This is a genomic window from Pseudomonas sp. DE0010, from assembly GCF_007680745.1.
GTDB lineage: Bacteria > Pseudomonadota > Gammaproteobacteria > Pseudomonadales > Pseudomonadaceae > Aquipseudomonas > Aquipseudomonas parafulva_B.
The window spans coordinates 82,949-101,155 of record NZ_VEJQ01000018.1 but is presented as its reverse complement, the minus strand read 5'-3'; the positions used below and the strand labels follow the sequence as shown (position 1 = coordinate 101,155).

14 protein-coding genes are annotated in these 18,207 nt (G+C 61.1%); 4 read left to right on the top strand and 10 right to left on the bottom strand.

The annotated features are described in order from the left end of the window. From FS767_RS14920 to dacB, 3 genes are all read left to right on the top strand, one after another. Positions 1 to 3,639, top strand: a complete 3,639-nt coding sequence (locus tag FS767_RS14920) for an ATP-binding protein (protein WP_144966525.1) — start codon at positions 1 to 3, stop codon at positions 3,637 to 3,639. Positions 3,640 to 3,680: 41 nt separating this feature from the next. Then, positions 3,681 to 4,025, top strand: a complete 345-nt coding sequence (locus tag FS767_RS14915; protein WP_023533709.1) for a YggL family protein — start codon at positions 3,681 to 3,683, stop codon at positions 4,023 to 4,025. A 239-nt stretch (positions 4,026 to 4,264) separates the two neighbouring features. Further along, positions 4,265 to 5,722: a D-alanyl-D-alanine carboxypeptidase/D-alanyl-D-alanine-endopeptidase gene (gene dacB, locus FS767_RS14910; RefSeq protein ID WP_144966523.1), complete on the top strand. Its 1,458-nt coding sequence runs from the start codon at positions 4,265 to 4,267 to the stop codon at positions 5,720 to 5,722. A gap of 42 nt (positions 5,723 to 5,764) precedes the next feature. Here dacB and rlmKL read toward each other — a convergent pair whose 3' ends face one another. After that, positions 5,765 to 7,957 (bottom strand): bifunctional 23S rRNA (guanine(2069)-N(7))-methyltransferase RlmK/23S rRNA (guanine(2445)-N(2))-methyltransferase RlmL, encoded by a 2,193-nt coding sequence (gene rlmKL, locus FS767_RS14905; RefSeq protein WP_144966521.1) that lies wholly within the window; start codon positions 7,955 to 7,957, stop codon positions 5,765 to 5,767. A gap of 558 nt (positions 7,958 to 8,515) precedes the next feature. Here rlmKL and rmf point away from each other — a divergent pair. Next, entirely contained in the window at positions 8,516 to 8,731 is a 216-nt protein-coding gene (gene rmf, locus FS767_RS14900; protein WP_023533691.1) for a ribosome modulation factor, read from the top strand. Between the two features lie 95 nt (positions 8,732 to 8,826). Here the strand turns inward: rmf and FS767_RS14895 are convergent, their stop codons facing one another. The 9 genes from FS767_RS14895 to ppsA form a co-directional block, all read right to left on the bottom strand. Then, positions 8,827 to 9,852, bottom strand: coding sequence for a quinone-dependent dihydroorotate dehydrogenase (locus tag FS767_RS14895; RefSeq protein WP_144966520.1), 1,026 nt, complete (start codon positions 9,850 to 9,852; stop codon positions 8,827 to 8,829). 236 nt (positions 9,853 to 10,088) lie between these two features. Beyond that, the gene (locus FS767_RS14890; protein WP_023533705.1) at positions 10,089 to 11,126 is read right to left on the bottom strand and encodes an OmpA family protein; all 1,038 of its coding nucleotides are present in this window, start codon (positions 11,124 to 11,126) and stop codon (positions 10,089 to 10,091) included. A gap of 110 nt (positions 11,127 to 11,236) precedes the next feature. Continuing rightward, positions 11,237 to 11,803, bottom strand: a complete 567-nt coding sequence (sigX, locus tag FS767_RS14885; RefSeq protein ID WP_144966517.1) for an RNA polymerase sigma factor SigX — start codon at positions 11,801 to 11,803, stop codon at positions 11,237 to 11,239. A 113-nt stretch (positions 11,804 to 11,916) separates the two neighbouring features. Beyond that, positions 11,917 to 12,741 (bottom strand): mechanosensitive ion channel domain-containing protein, encoded by an 825-nt coding sequence (locus FS767_RS14880; protein ID WP_144966515.1) that lies wholly within the window; start codon positions 12,739 to 12,741, stop codon positions 11,917 to 11,919. Positions 12,742 to 12,743: 2 nt separating this feature from the next. Continuing rightward, positions 12,744 to 13,016: a hypothetical protein gene (locus FS767_RS14875; protein ID WP_023533663.1), complete on the bottom strand. Its 273-nt coding sequence runs from the start codon at positions 13,014 to 13,016 to the stop codon at positions 12,744 to 12,746. 87 nt (positions 13,017 to 13,103) lie between these two features. Next, positions 13,104 to 14,099: a zinc transporter ZntB gene (locus FS767_RS14870; protein WP_144966513.1), complete on the bottom strand. Its 996-nt coding sequence runs from the start codon at positions 14,097 to 14,099 to the stop codon at positions 13,104 to 13,106. Between the two features lie 27 nt (positions 14,100 to 14,126). Next, on the bottom strand, positions 14,127 to 14,618 hold the full coding sequence (gene rraA, locus FS767_RS14865) for a ribonuclease E activity regulator RraA (protein WP_058604522.1): 492 nt from the start codon (positions 14,616 to 14,618) through the stop codon (positions 14,127 to 14,129). 95 nt (positions 14,619 to 14,713) lie between these two features. Beyond that, complete coding sequence (locus tag FS767_RS14860; protein WP_256674274.1) at positions 14,714 to 15,706, bottom strand: alpha/beta fold hydrolase; 993 nt, start codon at positions 15,704 to 15,706, stop codon at positions 14,714 to 14,716. A 103-nt stretch (positions 15,707 to 15,809) separates the two neighbouring features. After that, positions 15,810 to 18,185, bottom strand: coding sequence for a phosphoenolpyruvate synthase (ppsA, locus tag FS767_RS14855; protein ID WP_144966509.1), 2,376 nt, complete (start codon positions 18,183 to 18,185; stop codon positions 15,810 to 15,812). Positions 18,186 to 18,207 lie beyond the last annotated feature (22 nt).

Below are 18,207 nucleotides of genomic sequence, written 5' to 3'. Positions count from 1 at the left end.
ATGGCACGTTTTATCGCCCTCCTGCTCCTGGTCGTCACACTGCCAGTCAACCTGGCGAACGCCGGGCAGCAAGGCGCGTCCCAGCTGTCCCTGGTCGCTCGCTCCACCGCACGGCCCGCCATGCCTGCGATCACCCCTGAACAACAGCAATGGTTGAATGCTCGTCACGAACTGGTGGTCGGCACCTCTGCCCCGGATTATCCACCTTTTGACATCAGCAGTGGCGGGCGCGACTACCAAGGCCTTACCGCAGAGTACGCCAGCCTGCTGGGCAAGGCGCTTGACCTGCCAGTGCGCGTGCTGCGCTATCCAAGCCGCCAGGCGGCGCTGCAGGCGCTCAAACAAGGCGACATCGATCTGCTGGGCAGTGCCAACGGCTATGACGCCAACTATGAAGGCGTGGTGCTGTCGCACGCCTACGCCATCGACCAACCCGTGCTGGTCACGCGAGAGGACGAACATCGGGCGCTGGACACTGGCCTGGCAGGCATGCGCCTTGGCATGCTGTATCACTACCTGCCCAGGAAAGAAGTACTCAGTGCCTATCCCGATGCCAAGGTCCTGGCCTTCGGATCATCCAGCGAAGCCTTGAATGCGGTGGCGTTCGGCCAGGCCGATGTCTTCATCGGCGACACGATTTCCACACACTATCAACTCAACCGCGGGCACCTGCCAAGGCTGCGTATGGCCAGCTTTGGCAACCATGAAGCATTTGGCTTCGGCTTCGCCCTACGCCAGCAAGACACGGTACTGCTCGCGCTGGTCAATGCTGCGCTCGACAGTCAGTCCCCCGCCCTGCGTTCGAGCATATTCAAACGCTGGAGTGCAGGCAGCGATTTGCTTCTGACCGACCGCAAGCTTCGACTGACGCGCACCGAAGAGCAGTGGTTGCAGCGTCATCCGGTCATGCGTGTCGTTGTCGACGGTACGGCGGCGCCATTGTCCTACTTCGACAAATCGGGCTATTTCCGCGGCATCACCGCCGACCTGCTGGAACTGATCAGCCTGCGTACGGGCCTGCGTTTCGAGGTGCAACGGGCCAGTGGCATCGCGGACATGATTGCCCGGGTCAAGGACGGGCGCGCCGATGTGATCGCTGCACTGGCGAGTGGCAGCATCGACCAGAACGATCTGCAGATCAGTCAGGCATATCTGGACAGCACCTATGTGCTGGTCAATCGCAAGGGCAACGCTGCAGCCACTTCGCTGGACGACCTGCGTGGGAAGCGGATCGCAATCACGCGCTACAGCGCCCTGGACACCATGCTTTCGCGCTACCACCCGCAAATTGGCTGGATAGAAACGGAAAGCTCGTACTACTCCATGGCCCTGCTCAACAGCGGAGCAGTGGATGCGGTCATCACCACACTGATCGACGCCAACCACGCCTTGGCCAGCAATCCCGACTTGATCATCCGCACCACAGTGGGCAGCGAACCTGCCAGTTATGCCATGGCCACCAGCCCCCCCTCCAAAACCCTCATTTCAATTCTGGACAAGGCACTTTCGAGTATTTCACCTGAAGAGCTGGGGGTGATCAACAACCGCTGGCGAGGCTTCACCCTGTTCGAAGACGCCAAGGGCGAGGGGTTGCGCCGCTTGACGGTATTGGTAGCCCTGGGTGCGGCGGTATTGCTGTTGCTGGCCCTGTTGTGGAATGCCCGCCTGCGTTTGCAGATCCGTCAACGCCAGCAAGCCGAGCGCGCCCTGAACGATCAGGTGGCATTCATGCGCGCATTGCTCAACGGTACGCCACACCCGATGTACGTCCGTGATCGAGAAGGCTGCCTGCAAAGCTGCAACTACAGCTACCTCGAAGCGGTTCAGGCCAGCGCCGAGGAGGTCCTGGGCAAGCAACTGGAGAGCAGCCTGTTTGCCGACTGCGAACAGACCCGACAAATCCAGAACGACTACGCCAAGGTGATGGCGGCTGGTACCCCGTTGATCATGGACCGTCCCTTGCGCATCAAGGGCCGGGAAATCACCATCTATCACTGGATCCTGCCCTACCGGGATTCGTTGGGCGAGGTACAGGGCATCATTGGCGGATGGATCGATATCAGCGACCGCCGCCAGCTGGTCAACGAGTTGCGTCAAGCCAAGCAGCAGGCCGATGACGCCAACCGGGCCAAGAGCACGTTCCTGGCCACCATCAGTCATGAAATCCGCACGCCCATGAACGCAGTCATCGGCATGCTCGAACTCGCCGTCAAGCGCGCCGAGCAGGGCCAGGTCGATCGCGGCGCGCTTCAGCTGGCTCACCATTCGGCCAAGGACCTGCTTGGCTTAATTGGCGATATCCTGGACATCGTGCGCATAGAGTCAGGGCACCTCACGCTGGTCCCTGAAGTGGTCGATCTGGCTGAATTGCTCGAGTCGGTAGGGCGCATATTCGAAGGCCAGGCTAGGCAGAAAGGGTTGGCGCTGGAAGTCATCATCGAGCCCGCGGCACGTTGCCATGTCCTGCTGGACCCCTTGCGTTTCAAGCAAGTGCTTTCCAACCTGGTGAGCAATGCCATCAAGTTCACCGAGCATGGGCAGGTACGCATCCACGCCAAGCTACTACAGAACGAAGACAGCGCCAGCTCGCTGTTGGACATGGAGGTGCGCGACAGCGGCATCGGGATCCACCCGGACGACATGGAACGGCTGTTCCATCCGTTCGTTCAGGCGAACCCGCACAGCCAGGGCGCACGCGCGGGCACCGGGCTGGGCCTTACCATCTGCCGAACACTCTGCGAAATGATGGGGGCCGACCTCAGTATCAAGAGCCTGGAAGGCCTGGGCACTCAAGTCCGGGTGAAGATGCCGCTGCAACAGGCTGACACTGCAGTGCAATCGGCACCGGTACTGGCTGCCGAGCGCTTGCAGGCACTCAACCCCCACCTCAAGGTGCTGGTGATCGACGATCACCCTGCTAACCTGCAACTGATGGCGCAGCAGCTCGGTTACCTCGGGCTGCAGCACGCGACGGCCGAGGACGGTCGCGAAGGCCTGGCGGCATGGCGTGCAGGCGACTTCGATGTGCTGGTGCTCGATTGCAACATGCCCCACATGAATGGCTACCAATTGGCAACTGCGGTACGTGCCGAAGAGCAACGAACAGGACGCAGACGCTGCACGATCCTGGGCTATACCGCCAACGCACAACCCGAGGTACGGCGCAAATGCCTTGACTCGGGCATGGACGATTGCCTGCTCAAACCCATCAGCCTCAGCACCCTGAGTCAGCACCTTGCAGCAGTGAACATGCAGCGCCGAAAAAAGAACCGACGCAAACCCTATTGCCTGGATGGACTCAGCGCGGTGGTTGGGCATGACCCGGCTGATCATGTGCGATTCCTCCAGACGCTGCAACAAAGCCTGGAGACAGACTTCACGCTCTTGATGGACCTGAAGCCTGATCAGGATCAACAGGCCATCGCAGCCCAGGCGCATAAAATTCTGAGCGCAGCACGCATGTTGGAAGCAGCAGCGCTGATGCGAGCCTGCGCCGCCCTTGACAGCGACGACCTCACCCCTGCCCAGGTTCGAGTGCGTCGACAAGCCCTGGCCAGGCACATGCGGCGTGTACACCGAGCGCTGACGCTGGACTTGTCGACAACCACGTGCACGCAGGCGGGCAACCGGGCGTGTTAACTGATAGACTGCGCGGCGTTATTACCTAAGAGGATTGTTTCATGGCCACAAACCGCTCCCGTCGTCTGCGCAAGAAGCTGTGTGTCGACGAGTTTCAGGAATTGGGCTTCGAGCTGAACCTGGAATTCAAAGAGGATCTGGATGACCAGGCAATCGATGCATTCCTCGACGCGTTCCTTGCCGAAGCCATGGATGCCAACGGCCTCGACTATGTCGGCGGTGACGACTACGGCCTGGTGTGCTCGGTCAAACGTGGCTCGGTCACCGAAGAGCAGCGCGCTGCCGTCGAAAGCTGGCTCAAAGGCCGCAGCGAACTGACCAAGGTCGAAGTCAGCCCACTGCTCGACGCCTGGTACCCGGAAAAGCCGATCAACAAGGCAGAGTAATGCTCTGTCGGGTTCGTTCGCAGAAGGCCACCCCTAGGGGTGGCCTTTTTAGTTTCGGGTCTGCGCACAAGCCGCGGTGCAGAGCAAACTCACCGTAGCGGTTCGATTTGAAACCCATGTGCATCGAACTGGCGCAACCCCGGGGGGCTTGGGGCATAATGCGTGTGCATTCGTTCTGGGGCCATCATTCCTCTACAGCCCCAATGCCCTTTCTCCTCGTTGCAGGGTATCCGTTGATCATGATCAAAACGCTCCGCCCCATCGTACTCGCCGGCCTGTTGCTGCCTTTGGCCCTGACCAGCCAGGCCGCTGCGGTCAATACAAGCCTTCCACCCAAGGTGCAGCAGGCACTCAAGGCCAATAAGTTACAAGACACGGCATTGTCATTGGTGATGCTGCCCTTGGATGGCCCCGGCACAGCCACGGTGTTCAACGCCGACGTGTCCGTGAACCCTGCCTCGACCATGAAGTTGGTCACCACCTATGCTGCCCTGGAGCTGCTGGGGCCGACCTACCAGTGGAAAACCGAGTTCTTCACCGACGGTACGCTCAGCAACGGTGTACTCAACGGCAACCTCTATCTCAAAGGTGGAGGCGATCCGAAGCTGAACATGGAAAAGCTGTGGTTGCTGATGCGTGACCTGCGCGCCAACGGCGTGCGCATCATTACAGGTGACCTGGTGCTCGACCGCAGCCATTTCGTGCAGCCCAACCTGCCGCAATTCAATGACGACGGAGGAGACCAGAACAAGCCGTTCCTGGTGAAGCCTGACGCATTGCTGGTCAATCTCAAGGCCTTGCGCTTCGTGGCGCGCAACGATGGGGGCAGGGTCAGCGTTGCCGTGGAGCCGCCGATTGCCAGTATTCGCATCGACAACCAGGTCAAGGCTGTCAACAGCAAGAATTGCGCAGGCGACGTACGCTACAACCCCGTGTCACAGCCGGACGGCATTACCGTGACTGTCAGTGGTCAACTGGGCGATGGCTGCAACTCGCAGACCTACCTCTCGCTGCTCGATCATCCGACCTATGCCGCCGGCGCGGTGCGTGCCATCTGGAACGAGCTGGGGGGGACCATCCAAGGTACCGACCGCATCGAAAACGTGCCCAAAAGCGCCCGGTTGCTTGCGCGTGCATTCTCACCGGACTTGGTCGAAATCATCCGTGACATCAACAAGTACAGCAACAACACCATGGCTCAGCAGCTGTTCCTGAGCCTGGGTGCCCAGTTCCGTACCGATGCCGATGGCGATGACGCCCGTGCCGCTCAGCGTGTCGTGCGTCAGTGGCTGGCCAAGAAAGGCATCACTGCACCGCATCTGGTGATGGAAAACGGCTCAGGCCTGTCCCGGGCCGAGCGCGTGAGCACTCGTGAGATGGCAGCCATGCTGCAAGCGGCCTGGAAAAGCCCTTACGCTGCCGAGTTCATGAGCTCGCTGCCGCTGGTGGGTATGGATGGCACCATGCGCAAACGGCTCAAGCGTACCGCCATGACCGGTGAGGGCCACATCAAGACCGGTACGCTCAACACCGTGCGGGCAATCGCTGGTTTCAGCCGTGACAGCAACGGCCATACCTGGGCAGTGGCCGCCATCCTCAACGACCCCAAACCGTGGGGCGCCTCTCAAGTGCTTGACCAGGTGCTGCTGGACCTCTACCGCCAGCCCAGCGCAGGCGCCAGTACAGCCGCCAAGTGACCTGCACGGCCTGTGCCCTGCAAGGGCACAGGCAACGGCGCATCAACGCAACTGCAGCTTCCAGGCACGGTGGATGCGGTTGTTGCGGGCGAAGTCCGGGTCAAGCGTCTGGGCGGTGATTTCTTCCACGGCGTAACGAGCAGACAGGTGCTCGTCGAGCTGGAACTTGCGGAAGTTGTTGGAAAAATACAGCACGCCACCTGGGGCCAGGCGCGCCATCGCCAAGTCCAGCAACTGAACATGATCGCGCTGGACGTCGAACACACCTTCCATGCGCTTGGAATTGGAGAACGTGGGCGGGTCGATGAAGATCAGGTCGTAGCTTTCACGTTCGGCCTCCAACCACGCCATGACATCGCCCTGCTCCAGACGATTGCGCTCTGAAAAGCCGTTGAGCGCCAAGTTGCGCCGCGCCCAGTCCAGATAGGTTTTCGACAGGTCGACACTGGTGGTGCTGCGCGCCCCGCCTTTGGCGGCATGTACAGTCGCCGTCGCGGTATAGCAGAACAAGTTCAGGAAGCGCTTGCCGGCCGCCTCACGCTGAATGCGTACGCGCATCGGCCGATGGTCCAGAAACAGGCCGGTATCGAGGTAGTCGGTAAGGTTGACCAGCAGCTTGACCCCAGCTTCCGACACCTCCTGAAAGCGACCCTCCGTGCCCTGGCGCTCGTACTGGCGGGTTCCGCTTTGACGCTCCCGGCGCTTGAGTACTACGCGTTGTGGCGAAATACCAAGGGCCTGGGGGATGGCCGCCAGCGCGTCGAGCAGGCGACCCTGTGCCTTGTCGGGGTCGATCGAACGCGGTGCCGCGTATTCCTGCACGTGCACCCAGTCCTGATACACGTCTACAGCCAGGGCGTATTCGGGCATATCCGCATCGTACAGACGGTAACAGCTGACCTGTTCGCGGCGAGCCCACTTGCCCAGTTGCCGAAGGTTTTTCTGCAGGCGGTTAGCGAACATCTGCGCACCCTCGGACAGGCGTGCAGGCTCGCTGGCCAATGGCGCCGGCTCGTGTGCTTGCGGGCCTTGCGCCTGTTCGGCCCGGCGCTCGCCGGTGACGAACTGGTCCGGCTGGACCTTGAACAACAGCAATTTGCAGGGCAGTGCACCGTTCCAGAATGCGTACTGCTTGTGGCTACGCAGGCCCATGCGCTTGCCCAACTGCGCAGCGCCGGTAAAGACGGCAGCCTCCCAACCCATGCATGCCTGACGCAGGCGTTCGCCAAGGTTCTGGTAAAGGTAAAGCAGGCTGGCTTCGTCACCCAGACGCTCCCCGTAGGGTGGGTTGCTGATGACCAAGCCTTTCTGGTTCTGGTCCGGGCGCGGCTCGAATGTGCTCACTTCGCCTTGATAGATCTTCACCCAATCGCTCAGGCCTGCGCGCTCGACGTTGTTGCGCCCTGGCTGGATCAAGCGCGGATCGGCTTCATAGCCGCGGATCCACAATGCAGGTTTGGCCAGGCCAGCCTCAGCGCGCGCCTGCGCCTGTTCATGCACCTTGCGCCAGAGCGCGGGCACATGGCCCAGCCACGCCGTGAACCCCCAACGCTCACGCTTGAGGTTGGGAGCGATGTCCGCGGCGATCATGGCCGCCTCGACCAGGAAGGTGCCGACACCACACATGGGGTCGGCCAGTGCGCCGCCCTGGGCCGCGATGCGTGGCCAGCCGGAGCGAATCAACACCGCGGCGGCGAGGTTTTCCTTGAGCGGTGCTGCACCTTGCTGCAGGCGATAGCCCCGCTGATGCAGACTATGGCCGGAAAGGTCCAGCGACAGGATCGCTTCGCCCCGGTCAAGGCGCAGGTGGACGCGCACATCCGGGTCGATCTTCTCCACCGACGGGCGCAGCCCGTCACGGTTGCGCAGTTTGTCGACAATGGCATCCTTGACCTTTAGGGCGCCGAAATGGGTGTTGTCGATCCCCGACCCATGACCGCTGAACTCAACTGCCAGGGTACCGTCAGCGGCCAGGTGATCAGCCCACTCCACGGCGTTGACACCGTCATACAAGTCGTCGGCGTTTTTCATGGAAAAACGCTTGAGCACCAGCAATACGCGGTTTGCCAACCGAGACCACAGGCACAAGCGGTAGGCGGTCTCCATGTCGGCAGCCCCGCGGATGGCCGAGGTGTGTTCACGGACCTCGTCCAGACCAAGGCTGCGGGCCTCTTCTGCAAGCAGGCTTTCAAGGCCTTTGGGACAAGTGAGGTAGAGTTCGAAACGGTCCGACATGAGTTATCCAGCACATTAGGGCTATTAGACTGGCGCTGCGACGCATCGCAACGCCCTGTTTACCTGCACGCCTTTCCAACAGGTGTGCAAGTGGCCATCTGCCCCTTGCGGAGGCGCAATGACCGGGCCGCCCGACTTACCCATCTCTGCCTGACGGCACAGACAGCTTAGATCATCGAGCAGTACATAAAATTCTTGCGAAGCCGGGGCCTATGTGACCCTTCGTCGCATTTCGAGCTGTTTCAACCGCTTCGCTAGGGCGATGGCAAAATGGCGTCAAACTTCGACGAACCCCTGATTCTGTGGGCTTACAGCGGGAATAAGGATGAGTCGCATTTATTTACTTATCCCCTGACCCTTGGAAAGGTTACGTGCTTATGACAAATCGATCATTCCCACCGTCACCCGCATTGGTTAGAACTGAACACAGGCCGCATCGCAACGAAGCGGCACTTCAGGCTCGCGACGCCGGCAGCGAGCCCACACCGGCAGAACGATTCTGCCCGGCCTCCAGGAGGCCGACGGGACATTACAGTCAACAAGTGAGGGCAACACCCTATGAGAAGACTTAAGCGTGATCCGTTGGAAAGAGCATTTTCACGTGGCTACCAATATGGAGTCACCGGCAAATCCCGGGAGCTTTGCCCCTTTACCCTGCCATCTGTTCGTCAAGCCTGGATCAACGGCTGGCGGGAGGGCCGTGGTGACAACTGGGACGGTATGACTGGCACCGCCGGTATCCACAGGCTCAACGAAAATCACGCCGTAGGCTGATAGAGGACATTCACCCGATTTACCAGGCACGCCCCACCAGGGCGGCGGGCTGAGGCCCAGGGGCCCCGTCAAGGGGCCCTTTTTTATTGGCGGGCTTACCGCTTGGGCATGGCGGCGATGGCGTCCACGGCTTCACGAATGAGTGCCGGCCCTTTATAGATGAAGCCTGAGTAAATCTGCACCAGGCTCGCACCTGCGGCGATTTTTTCCGCCGCATGCTTTCCTTCCGTGATGCCCCCAGCTGCGATGATCGGCAGCTTGCCGCCCATCTCACCGGCCAATACCTGAACGATCCGCGTGCTTTTCTGGCGCACTGGCGCACCTGAGAGCCCGCCCGCTTCGCCGCCATAGGGCAGCGCCTCCACGCCCTCACGCCCGAGCGTGGTATTGGTCGCGATGACCGCGTCCATGCCTGACTCCACAAGCGCAGCGGCTACCAGTGCCGTTTCTTCATCGCTCATGTCAGGGGCAATCTTGATGGCCAAGGGAACGTGCCGGCCATGACGCACGCTCAGCTGCGCCCGCCGCTCTGCCAAGGCATCGAGCAATTGCTTGAGCGAATCCCCGAACTGCAGGCTGCGCAGCCCCGGTGTGTTTGGAGAGCTGACATTGACCGTGACATAGCTGGCCGCGCCGTAGACCTTGTCCAGGCAGATCAGGTAGTCGTCCACCGCATGCTCGACGGGGGTGTCGAAGTTCTTGCCAATATTGATACCCAGCACACCCGTATAACGTGCAGCGCGAACACGGCCCAGCAGATGATCAACACCCAGGTTATTGAAACCCATGCGGTTGATGATGGCAGTTGCCTCTGGCAAGCGGAACAGGCGCGGTTTGGGGTTGCCCGGTTGCGGGCGAGGCGTGACGGTGCCGATCTCGACGAACCCGAAACCCAGCTGGGCAAAGCCGTCAATGGCCGTACCGTTCTTGTCCAGGCCGGCCGCCAGACCTACCGGATTGGCAAAATCAAGGCCCATGACCTTGACCGGCAATGAGGCCGGGCGCTTGCACAGCTTGCCATTCACGCCAAGTCGGCCGCCGGCACCGATCAGGTCCAACGACAGATCATGAGAAGTTTCCGGTGACAGTTTGAACAGCAGCTGGCGGGCCAGGTTATACATGGGCAGACAAGACTCGGGGTGAGTGAGGGGGCGATTATAGCCATCGCTGACGGGACAGGACAGCCCGATGTTGGCCAGCAGGTTTGCTGCAGGTGAACGTAGAGACAAATGTGTAGCAGGCAAACACTGCCTTGGTTGGGCCTTATACCAGTGCTTGCCTGCTAGACATCACGTGCTGTCAGGCAGGCAAAGAAAAACCCGGCCGAGGCCGGGTTTTTCATGAAGCTTCAAACCAATTACTTGGCCTGGGCTTCTACCTGAGCTTCAACGCGACGGTTGATAGCACGGCCTTCTTCGGTGGCGTTGTCGGCAACCGGACGGGTTTCGCCGTAGCCAACCGAGTCAACACGGCTGGATTCTACGCCGTACTGCTGGGTCAGAACCTGCTTGACAGCGTTGGCACGACGCTCGGACAGCTTCTGGTTGTAAGCGTCTGGACCTACGGAGTCAGTGTGACCTTCAACCACGGTGGTGGTCTGTGGGTACTGCTTCATGAAGTCAGCCAGGTTCTTGATGTCGCCGTAGCTGTTTGGCTTGACGACCGACTTGTCGAAGTCGAACTTGACGTCCAGCTCAACGCGAACGACTTCGGCAACAGCCGGGCAGCCGTCGGCGTCAACAGTGACGTTAGCCGGGGTGTCTGGGCACTTGTCGACGTTGTCGCAAACGCCGTCGTTGTCGGAGTCAGAGCAGACTTCAGCAACTGGAGCAGGTGCAGGAGCAGCCTGGTTCTTCGGGCTACCGCCGAAGTTCAGACCAACACCAACGCTTGGAGCCCACTCGGTGTCGCCCTGGTCGATGTTGTACTGAGCTTCAACGCCGGCACGGGCGTAGAACATGTCAGTGATGTACCACTTGGCGCCAGCGCCAACGTTGGCGAAGGTGGAGTGGTTACGACCACCGCGGCCGGTCTGGCCGATCGACTGGTGCGAGAAACCAGCAGAAACGTACGGACGGATGGCGTCGTACGGGTTGTTGAAGTGGTAAACGGCGTCCAGGGCAGTGTTGGAGCCCTTGATGTTCTTGCCGTCGTCGCCACGAGCGTTGTGGACTTCGTCGTAGCCCAGACGCAGTTCAACGTCGTCGGTCAGGAAGTAACCGATGGAGCCGCCGAACAGGTTACCGTCGTTTTTGAAGTCACGCTGGCTGTCGAAGAATTCTTTCTTGTAGAAGATTTCAGTTTCGACGGCGCCTTGGCCTTGTGCCATAGCGCCAATCGAGGTGGCGGCTACGAGCGAACCAATGGCCAAGCCCAAGGTGTTTTTCAGTTTCATCCGTTAAATCCCCATCTGGTGATAGTTAAGCAGTCCCACCAAAACCGGGGGGACAACTCGTCGGCGAGTCTAGCAGAACTCGCCGGTTCGTTAGAGATATTTGCTGGTCGTTAAGTTTCATCGAGACCGGCAAATTTCTCCCGAAGCTTGTCAAGCGCACGCTTGTAACGCATTTTCGTCGCGCTGAGCCCCATGTGCATGATGTCCGCGATCTCCTGAAACTCCAGTTCGGCGACGAATCGCAGCACCAGGATTTCCCGATCGATCGGGTTCACATGGACCAGCCACTTGTCCAGCCCGCCCTTTTCTTCGGCCTTGGGTGCCTTTTCCTCGGACGCCTCTTCGACGGGGTCCAGGCTCAGGGCATCCATCAACCTGCGCTTGCGGCGCTCCTTGCGGTACTGGGTGATGCATTCATTGTAGGTGATGCTGTAAAGCCAGGTCTTGAATTTGGATTTTCCCTCGAAATTCTTCAGGCCATAGAGCACTTTCAACATCACTTCCTGACAGACATCGTCCGCGTCCCGGTCGTTCCCCAAATAACGTGCACACACGTTGAACAGGGTTCGCTGGTAGCGACGCATGAGCTCCTCATACGCGCGAGTGACGTGGTACAGCTCCTCATGCGAGCGCGCCACCAACTCTTCGTCGGTGAGTTCGCGGGGGTCGTAGCGCATGGGCGGCGTGGGAACTTTATTCAAAACGGATCTGGCCGACAGTCAGGTCAATGTCGCCGCAAGCGCCCGGAGGGCCGGTTTTTGCGGCGGCATACATTAACAGCTTTGTTCGGTCAGCGGCTATTGACCCGCTGCTCGAGCAATTCCCGGTTGGACAGGGAAACCATCTCGTCATCGTCGGTGAGGATCACCGTCTTGACCGTGCCAATCTCCTCGATATGCCCTTCGACCTCGCCAATGCGCACCTGCTGGCCCACCTGGAACAACTCGCGGACATAAATGCCGGCCAGGATCTGACCAGCGATTTCGCGGCTACCCAGGCCCATGGCCAGCGCAACGGCCAGACCAACGGTAATCAGGCCGATGACGATCACATGGTTGAGCAGGTCGGTCTTGACCTCCAGCTGGCTGATAGCCACTGAAATGCTGATGATGATCACCAGGCCCTGAACGATGCGTCCAAGCCCTGCGGCGTACTCAAGCCCTACGCCTTCGGCGGCGCCGCGCACCAGGCCGTTGGCCACCTGCGCCAGAAGAACGCCCGCGAGCAATATCAACGCGGCACCGAATACCTTGGGCAGGTACAAGGCCAGCATGTCGAGCGTGGCGGAGACACGCTCCAGGCCCAGCGACTCGGCGGCCGACACCAGGAAGATCAGCAGCACGAACCAGTAGACGATCTTGCCGATCAGCGTGGAGATCGGCACCTGAATGCCAACCCGGCCCAGCATCTTGGTCAGGCCCGTACCAGCCATCAGGCGATCGAGGCCAAGCTTTGCCAGCAGTTTGGAGAGCAAGGTATCGAGCAGCTTGGCTACCACGAAGCCCAGCAGCACCACGACCAACGCGCCGAACAGGTTGGGGATGAAGTTCGCCACCTTGGTCCATAGGGCGGTCATGGCGGTGACCAGGCTCTGGGTCCAGAGATCGAGTTCCATATTCAGTCGGCCTTATCAGCTTTGCTGCCAGCGGCAGCGTTGCGGGAAGAATGTCTACGCACCGGCGCGACGTGCGCCGAGCCATTGTTGATGGCGATCATCAGCGCCTGGCTCCAACGGCCAAGCAAGCTGAACAGATCACCGGCGCCAACCTGGCGGTTGGCGGTCTTGAGCACGCGACCCAGGCAGGCGGCATCATCCTGGTCATGGCGATCATTGCCGGACGGGGATGCCTTGAGCAGGTCACGCAGGGATTGTTCAAACGGATCGTGCATGGGCACCTCGCGTAGTATCAGCAAGAGACGAGACGGCTTGGCGACGGGTCACACCTTGCGTCGACCAGGCCGCCGGCGCGCTGGTGGCTACACCCACTGCAAGCGCCGGAACAACCACCATTGCCCTGCTGCCAGCCCCACCACCACCAGGCACGCCAGGAGAAACCCATAAGGGTTCTGCGCCCCCGGAATGCCACCCACGTTGATGCCCAGCAACCCGGTAATGAAGCTCATTGGCAAAAAGATGCAGGTGATGATGCCGAACCGGTACATGGTGCGGTTCATGCGTTCGCTGCGGCGGCGGTCTTCGCTCTCAAGCACCAGTGCCGCACGTTCGCGGGTGAGTTCGAGCTCCTCGAGGTAGCGGATCAGGCTGTTGTTCAGCTCGTTCCAGTAATCGGCGTCGACCTCGGCAAACCAGCTCCACTTGCTGCGTGAAAGATGTGCATAGATGTCGCGCTGCGGGGCCAAAAAGCGTCGCAGCCCGGCCGCGCGGCGGCGGATCTGTTGCAAGCTGCCCTGATCAGGCTGGTGCCGCTCGTCAGCCTCTACCTTTTCTTCTTCGACATCGACCAGCTCGGACAGGTCGCTGACCAATCCCTGGACTTTCTCGGTCAGCAGCTCGCCCATCAGCAACAGCAGCTCGGAAGCGGTCTTGGGCCCCCTGCCCTGCTCCAGCTGCAGCAGGATTTCGTCGCTGGCCCTGAGCGGGCGCAAGCGCAGGGAAATCACCCGCTGGGCCTGGGCGAAGATGCGCACCGAAACCATGTCTTCAGGCTCGGCGCCAGGGTTGAGGTTGACCCCGCGCAAAAAGAGCAGCAATTGCTCGTCGGCCATCGGCAGCAAGCGCGGCCGCGTGTTCTCTTCAAGCAACAGCTCACAGGCGAATTCACTGAGGCCGCTTTCGCTCAGCAGCCAAGACCGGGTTTGGGGATGACTGCGATCCCAGTGCAACCAGAGGCTTTGCTCTGGCTGCAGTTGCAAGTCGCCCAGCTGGGTTCGGGCGATGGCGCGTGCCCCACCCTTGCCGTCGAGCACCAGGGCATGGACCAGCCCCCACTGCGCGTTGTCTTCCTCGAACATCAAAGCTCCATCAGCGCCTGCGGCGCGTCACTCCGGCATCTGCAGCGGGCTTGGCGAGACCAGCACGCCGTTGTTGTCGGCGTAGACGTATTCACCGGGCCTGAAAGTAACGCCCGCGAAATTCACCACGACGTTGAGGTCGCCAATGCCACGCTTGTCGGTCTTGAGCGGGTGACTGGCCAGCGCCTGTACACCTACGTTGGTCTGGATCAGTGCATCGACGTCGCGTACGCAGCCGTAGATCACCAAGCCTTCCCAGCCGTTTTTAGCCGCTTTCTCGGCGAGCATGTCGCCCAACAGGGCGCGACGCAGCGAACCCCCGCCGTCGACCACCAACACCTTGCCCCGGCCATCGAGCTCGACCTGCTCACGCACGAGCGAGTTGTCCTCGAAGCACTTGATGGTGACGATCTGGCCGCCGAACGAATCACGGCCACCAAAGTTGCTGAACATCGGCTCCAGCACCTGCACGAGGTCCGGATAGGCGTCACACAGGTCGGGCGTTACGTAATGCTGCATGGCAAGCTCCTGTCAGTCACAACGAAAGCGATTGTGGGCCAAGGCTACACCTTGGAGCACACCGCAGTCACCCGAGACCGCTCGGTCAGCGCCTTTCATACCGCTGGCACAAGCGCCAAGGCCTCGATGGAGGCATGCACCGGCAACCCGGGCTCACGTAGCCAACGTTCCACCAGCGGCCATACCTGCACGTGGGCAGCCTGGCTGGCCAGCATGTCCGCATGGCCAAAGGCATCGAAGCCCGCCGCAGGCCCAAGGCAGAGGAACTGCTTGCGTGCACCCCCGAATTGCTCGAACAACATGCGGCAGGCCCACGGTGGGCTCTGCGGGTCGGCCGCGGCGGCCACGGCAAGCGTCGGCACGTCGACTTGCGCAAGGCCTGCCCACCAATCACCCTGCTTGTCGCCAAAACGCCCAAACAAGCCGTGCCAGCGCATGTGTTCAAAGGCAAGGCCGACGGGTTCATCCTCTGGGCCGCGCCCGAAGCGCGCGCCAGACAGGTGCCCCCAGCGGCGAAGCAGCCAGCGCATGCCCCACACCACCGGAGGCACTTTCAACGGCCAGTAGCTGCGGCTTACCTGGGAACCGAACAGCGCCACGCCCGCTACATGCTGCGCAGCCAATGCGCCGCTACCCAGGGCGACCGCCAGCGTGGTGCCGCCCAACGAATGCCCTATCCACAGGGGCGCCCTGCCTGCTTTCTCATGCACGAAGGCACCGATGGCCGGCACGTCATCACGCGCATAGGCAGCCACCGTGTTCTGTGCCCAATCCCGATTGCGCGGCGACAGCCCGTGCCCCCGCATCTCGGGAATCCACACATCGAAGCCGGCCCGGGCCAGGTAAGCCCCGAGGCCACCCCCCTTGGGTGAATACCAGAACCGCCGATTGGAAAAGCTGCCATGCAGCAGGATGACCGGGATACCCTGGGCGCTGCTCTGATCAGCCAGGCCCAGGCGAGTCACGGCCAGCTCCACGCTGGGATCGGGACCCAGGCCGGCCTTGATGCGATAGACATCTTCACTGAGGTCGCCGCGGCGCTCGGCACTGAGCAAGGCGACGGGAAATAATGTACTGCTGCTTTGCATAGGTCGGTTGCTTGTCGCACAAAAAAGGGCGAAATCCATCGCTGGAACTCGCCCTGGAAAAAACCAAGCGAGGAGCGCCAGACGCCCCTCGCATCTTTCGGTATCAGGTCGCGCTTTGGCCTTCGGCCAGGTAGAACCAGGTTTCAAGCACCGAGTCCGGGTTCAGCGACACGCTGTCGATGCCCTGCTCCATCAGCCATTTGGCCAAGTCTGGGTGGTCCGAAGGGCCCTGGCCGCAAATGCCGATGTACTTGCCGGCCTTGTTGCACGCTGCGATGGCGTTGGCCAGCAGCTTCTTGACCGCAGGATTTCGCTCATCGAACAGGTGGGCAATGATGCCCGAATCACGGTCCAGACCCAACGTCAGCTGAGTCAGGTCGTTCGACCCGATCGAGAAACCGTCGAAATATTCGAGGAACTCGTCGGCCAGGATGGCGTTGGACGGCAGTTCGCACATCATGATGACGCGCAGACCGTTGTCGCCACGGGCCAGGCCGTTTTCAGCCAGCAGGTCGACGACTTGGCTGGCCTCACCGAGGGTACGCACGAACGGCACCATGATTTCGACGTTGGTCAGGCCCATTTCATTACGCACGCGCTTGAGGGCGCGGCATTCGAGCTCGAAACAATCGCGGAACGCCTCGCTGATGTAGCGCGAGGCCCCACGGAAGCCCAGCATCGGGTTTTCTTCTTCCGGCTCGTACAGCTTGCCGCCGATCAGGTTGGCGTACTCATTGGACTTGAAGTCCGACAGGCGCACGATCACTTTCTTGGGATAGAACGCCGCTGCCAGGGTGCTGATGCCTTCGACCAGCTTCTCCACGTAGAAGCCGACTGGGTCGTCGTAGCCTGCGATGCGCTTGTCGACGCTGTCCTTCAGGTCGGCCGGCAGGCCGGCGTAGTTGAGCAAAGCCTTGGGGTGCACGCCAATCATGCGATTGATGATGAATTCCAGGCGCGCCAGGCCTACACCGGCGTTGGGCAACTGGGCGAAGTCGAAGGCGCGGTCCGGGTTGCCGACGTTCATCATGATCTTGAACGGCAGCTCGGGCATGGCGTCCACCGAGTTCTGCTTGATGTCGAAGCCCAGTTCACCTTCGAAGATGAAGCCTGTATCGCCTTCGGCGCAGGAGACGGTCACGCCCTGGCCATCCTTGAGAATCTGGGTAGCGTTGCCGCAACCGACGACCGCCGGGATACCCAGCTCACGAGCGATGATGGCCGCATGGCAGGTGCGCCCGCCACGGTTGGTGACGATGGCGCTGGCACGTTTCATGACCGGCTCCCAGTCCGGGTCGGTCATGTCCGAGACCAGCACGTCGCCTGGCTGCACCTTGTCCATCTCGGACACGTCGTTGATCACGCGGACCTTGCCGGCGCCTATGCGCTGGCCGATGGCGCGGCCCTCGACCAGCACCGTGCCTTTTTCCTTGAGCAGGTAACGCTCCATGACGTTGGCGCTGGCGCGGCTCTTCACCGTTTCAGGGCGGGCCTGGACGATGTACAGCCTGCCATCGTCACCGTCCTTGGCCCACTCGATGTCCATCGGGCGCTGGTAATGCTGCTCGATGATCATCGCCTGCTTGGCCAGCTCAACAACCTCCTCGTCGGTCAGGCAGAAGCGGGCACGCTCGGCGCGATCGACTTCGACCGTCTTGACCGAACGGCCGGCCTTGGCTTCTTCGCCATAGACCATCTTGATCGCCTTGCTGCCCAGGTTACGGCGCAGGATGGCGGGGCGGCCGGCTTGCAGGGTGTGCTTGTGCACGTAGAATTCATCGGGGTTGACTGCACCCTGGACCACGGTTTCACCCAGGCCGTAGGCACCGGTGATGAACACGACGTCACGGAAACCCGACTCGGTGTCGAGGGTGAACATGACACCGGCGGTACCAGTTTCGGAGCGAACCATGCGCTGCACACCGGCCGACAGGGCGACCAGCTTGTGGTCGAAGCCCTGGTGCACACGGTAGGAGATGGCACGGTCGTTGAACAGCGAGGCGAACACTTCCTTCGCCGCACGGATCACGTTGTCCACGCCGCGGATGTTGAGGAAGGTTTCCTGCTGGCCGGCGAACGAGGCGTCCGGCAGGTCTTCGGCGGTGGCCGAAGAGCGCACGGCCACGGCCATGTTGTCGTTGCCATTGGCCATTTCGGCGAAGGCGGTGCGGATCTCGGCGTCCAGACGCGCCGGGAACTCGGCTTCCATCACCCACTGGCGAATCTGCGCGCCGGTCTTGGCCAGGGCGTTGACATCGTCCACGTCCAGGGCGTCGAGCGCCGCATGGATGCGGTCGTTGAGCCCACTTTGCTCGAGGAAATCACGGTACGCCTGAGCCGTAGTGGCAAAGCCGCCCGGCACGGACACGCCGGCACCGGCAAGATTGCTGATCATCTCGCCCAGGGATGCGTTCTTGCCCCCCACATGCTCTACATCATGGACGCCGAGCTTTTCGAGGGAAACTACGTACTCTACCAAGGTGATCTCTCCACTAGCTGTA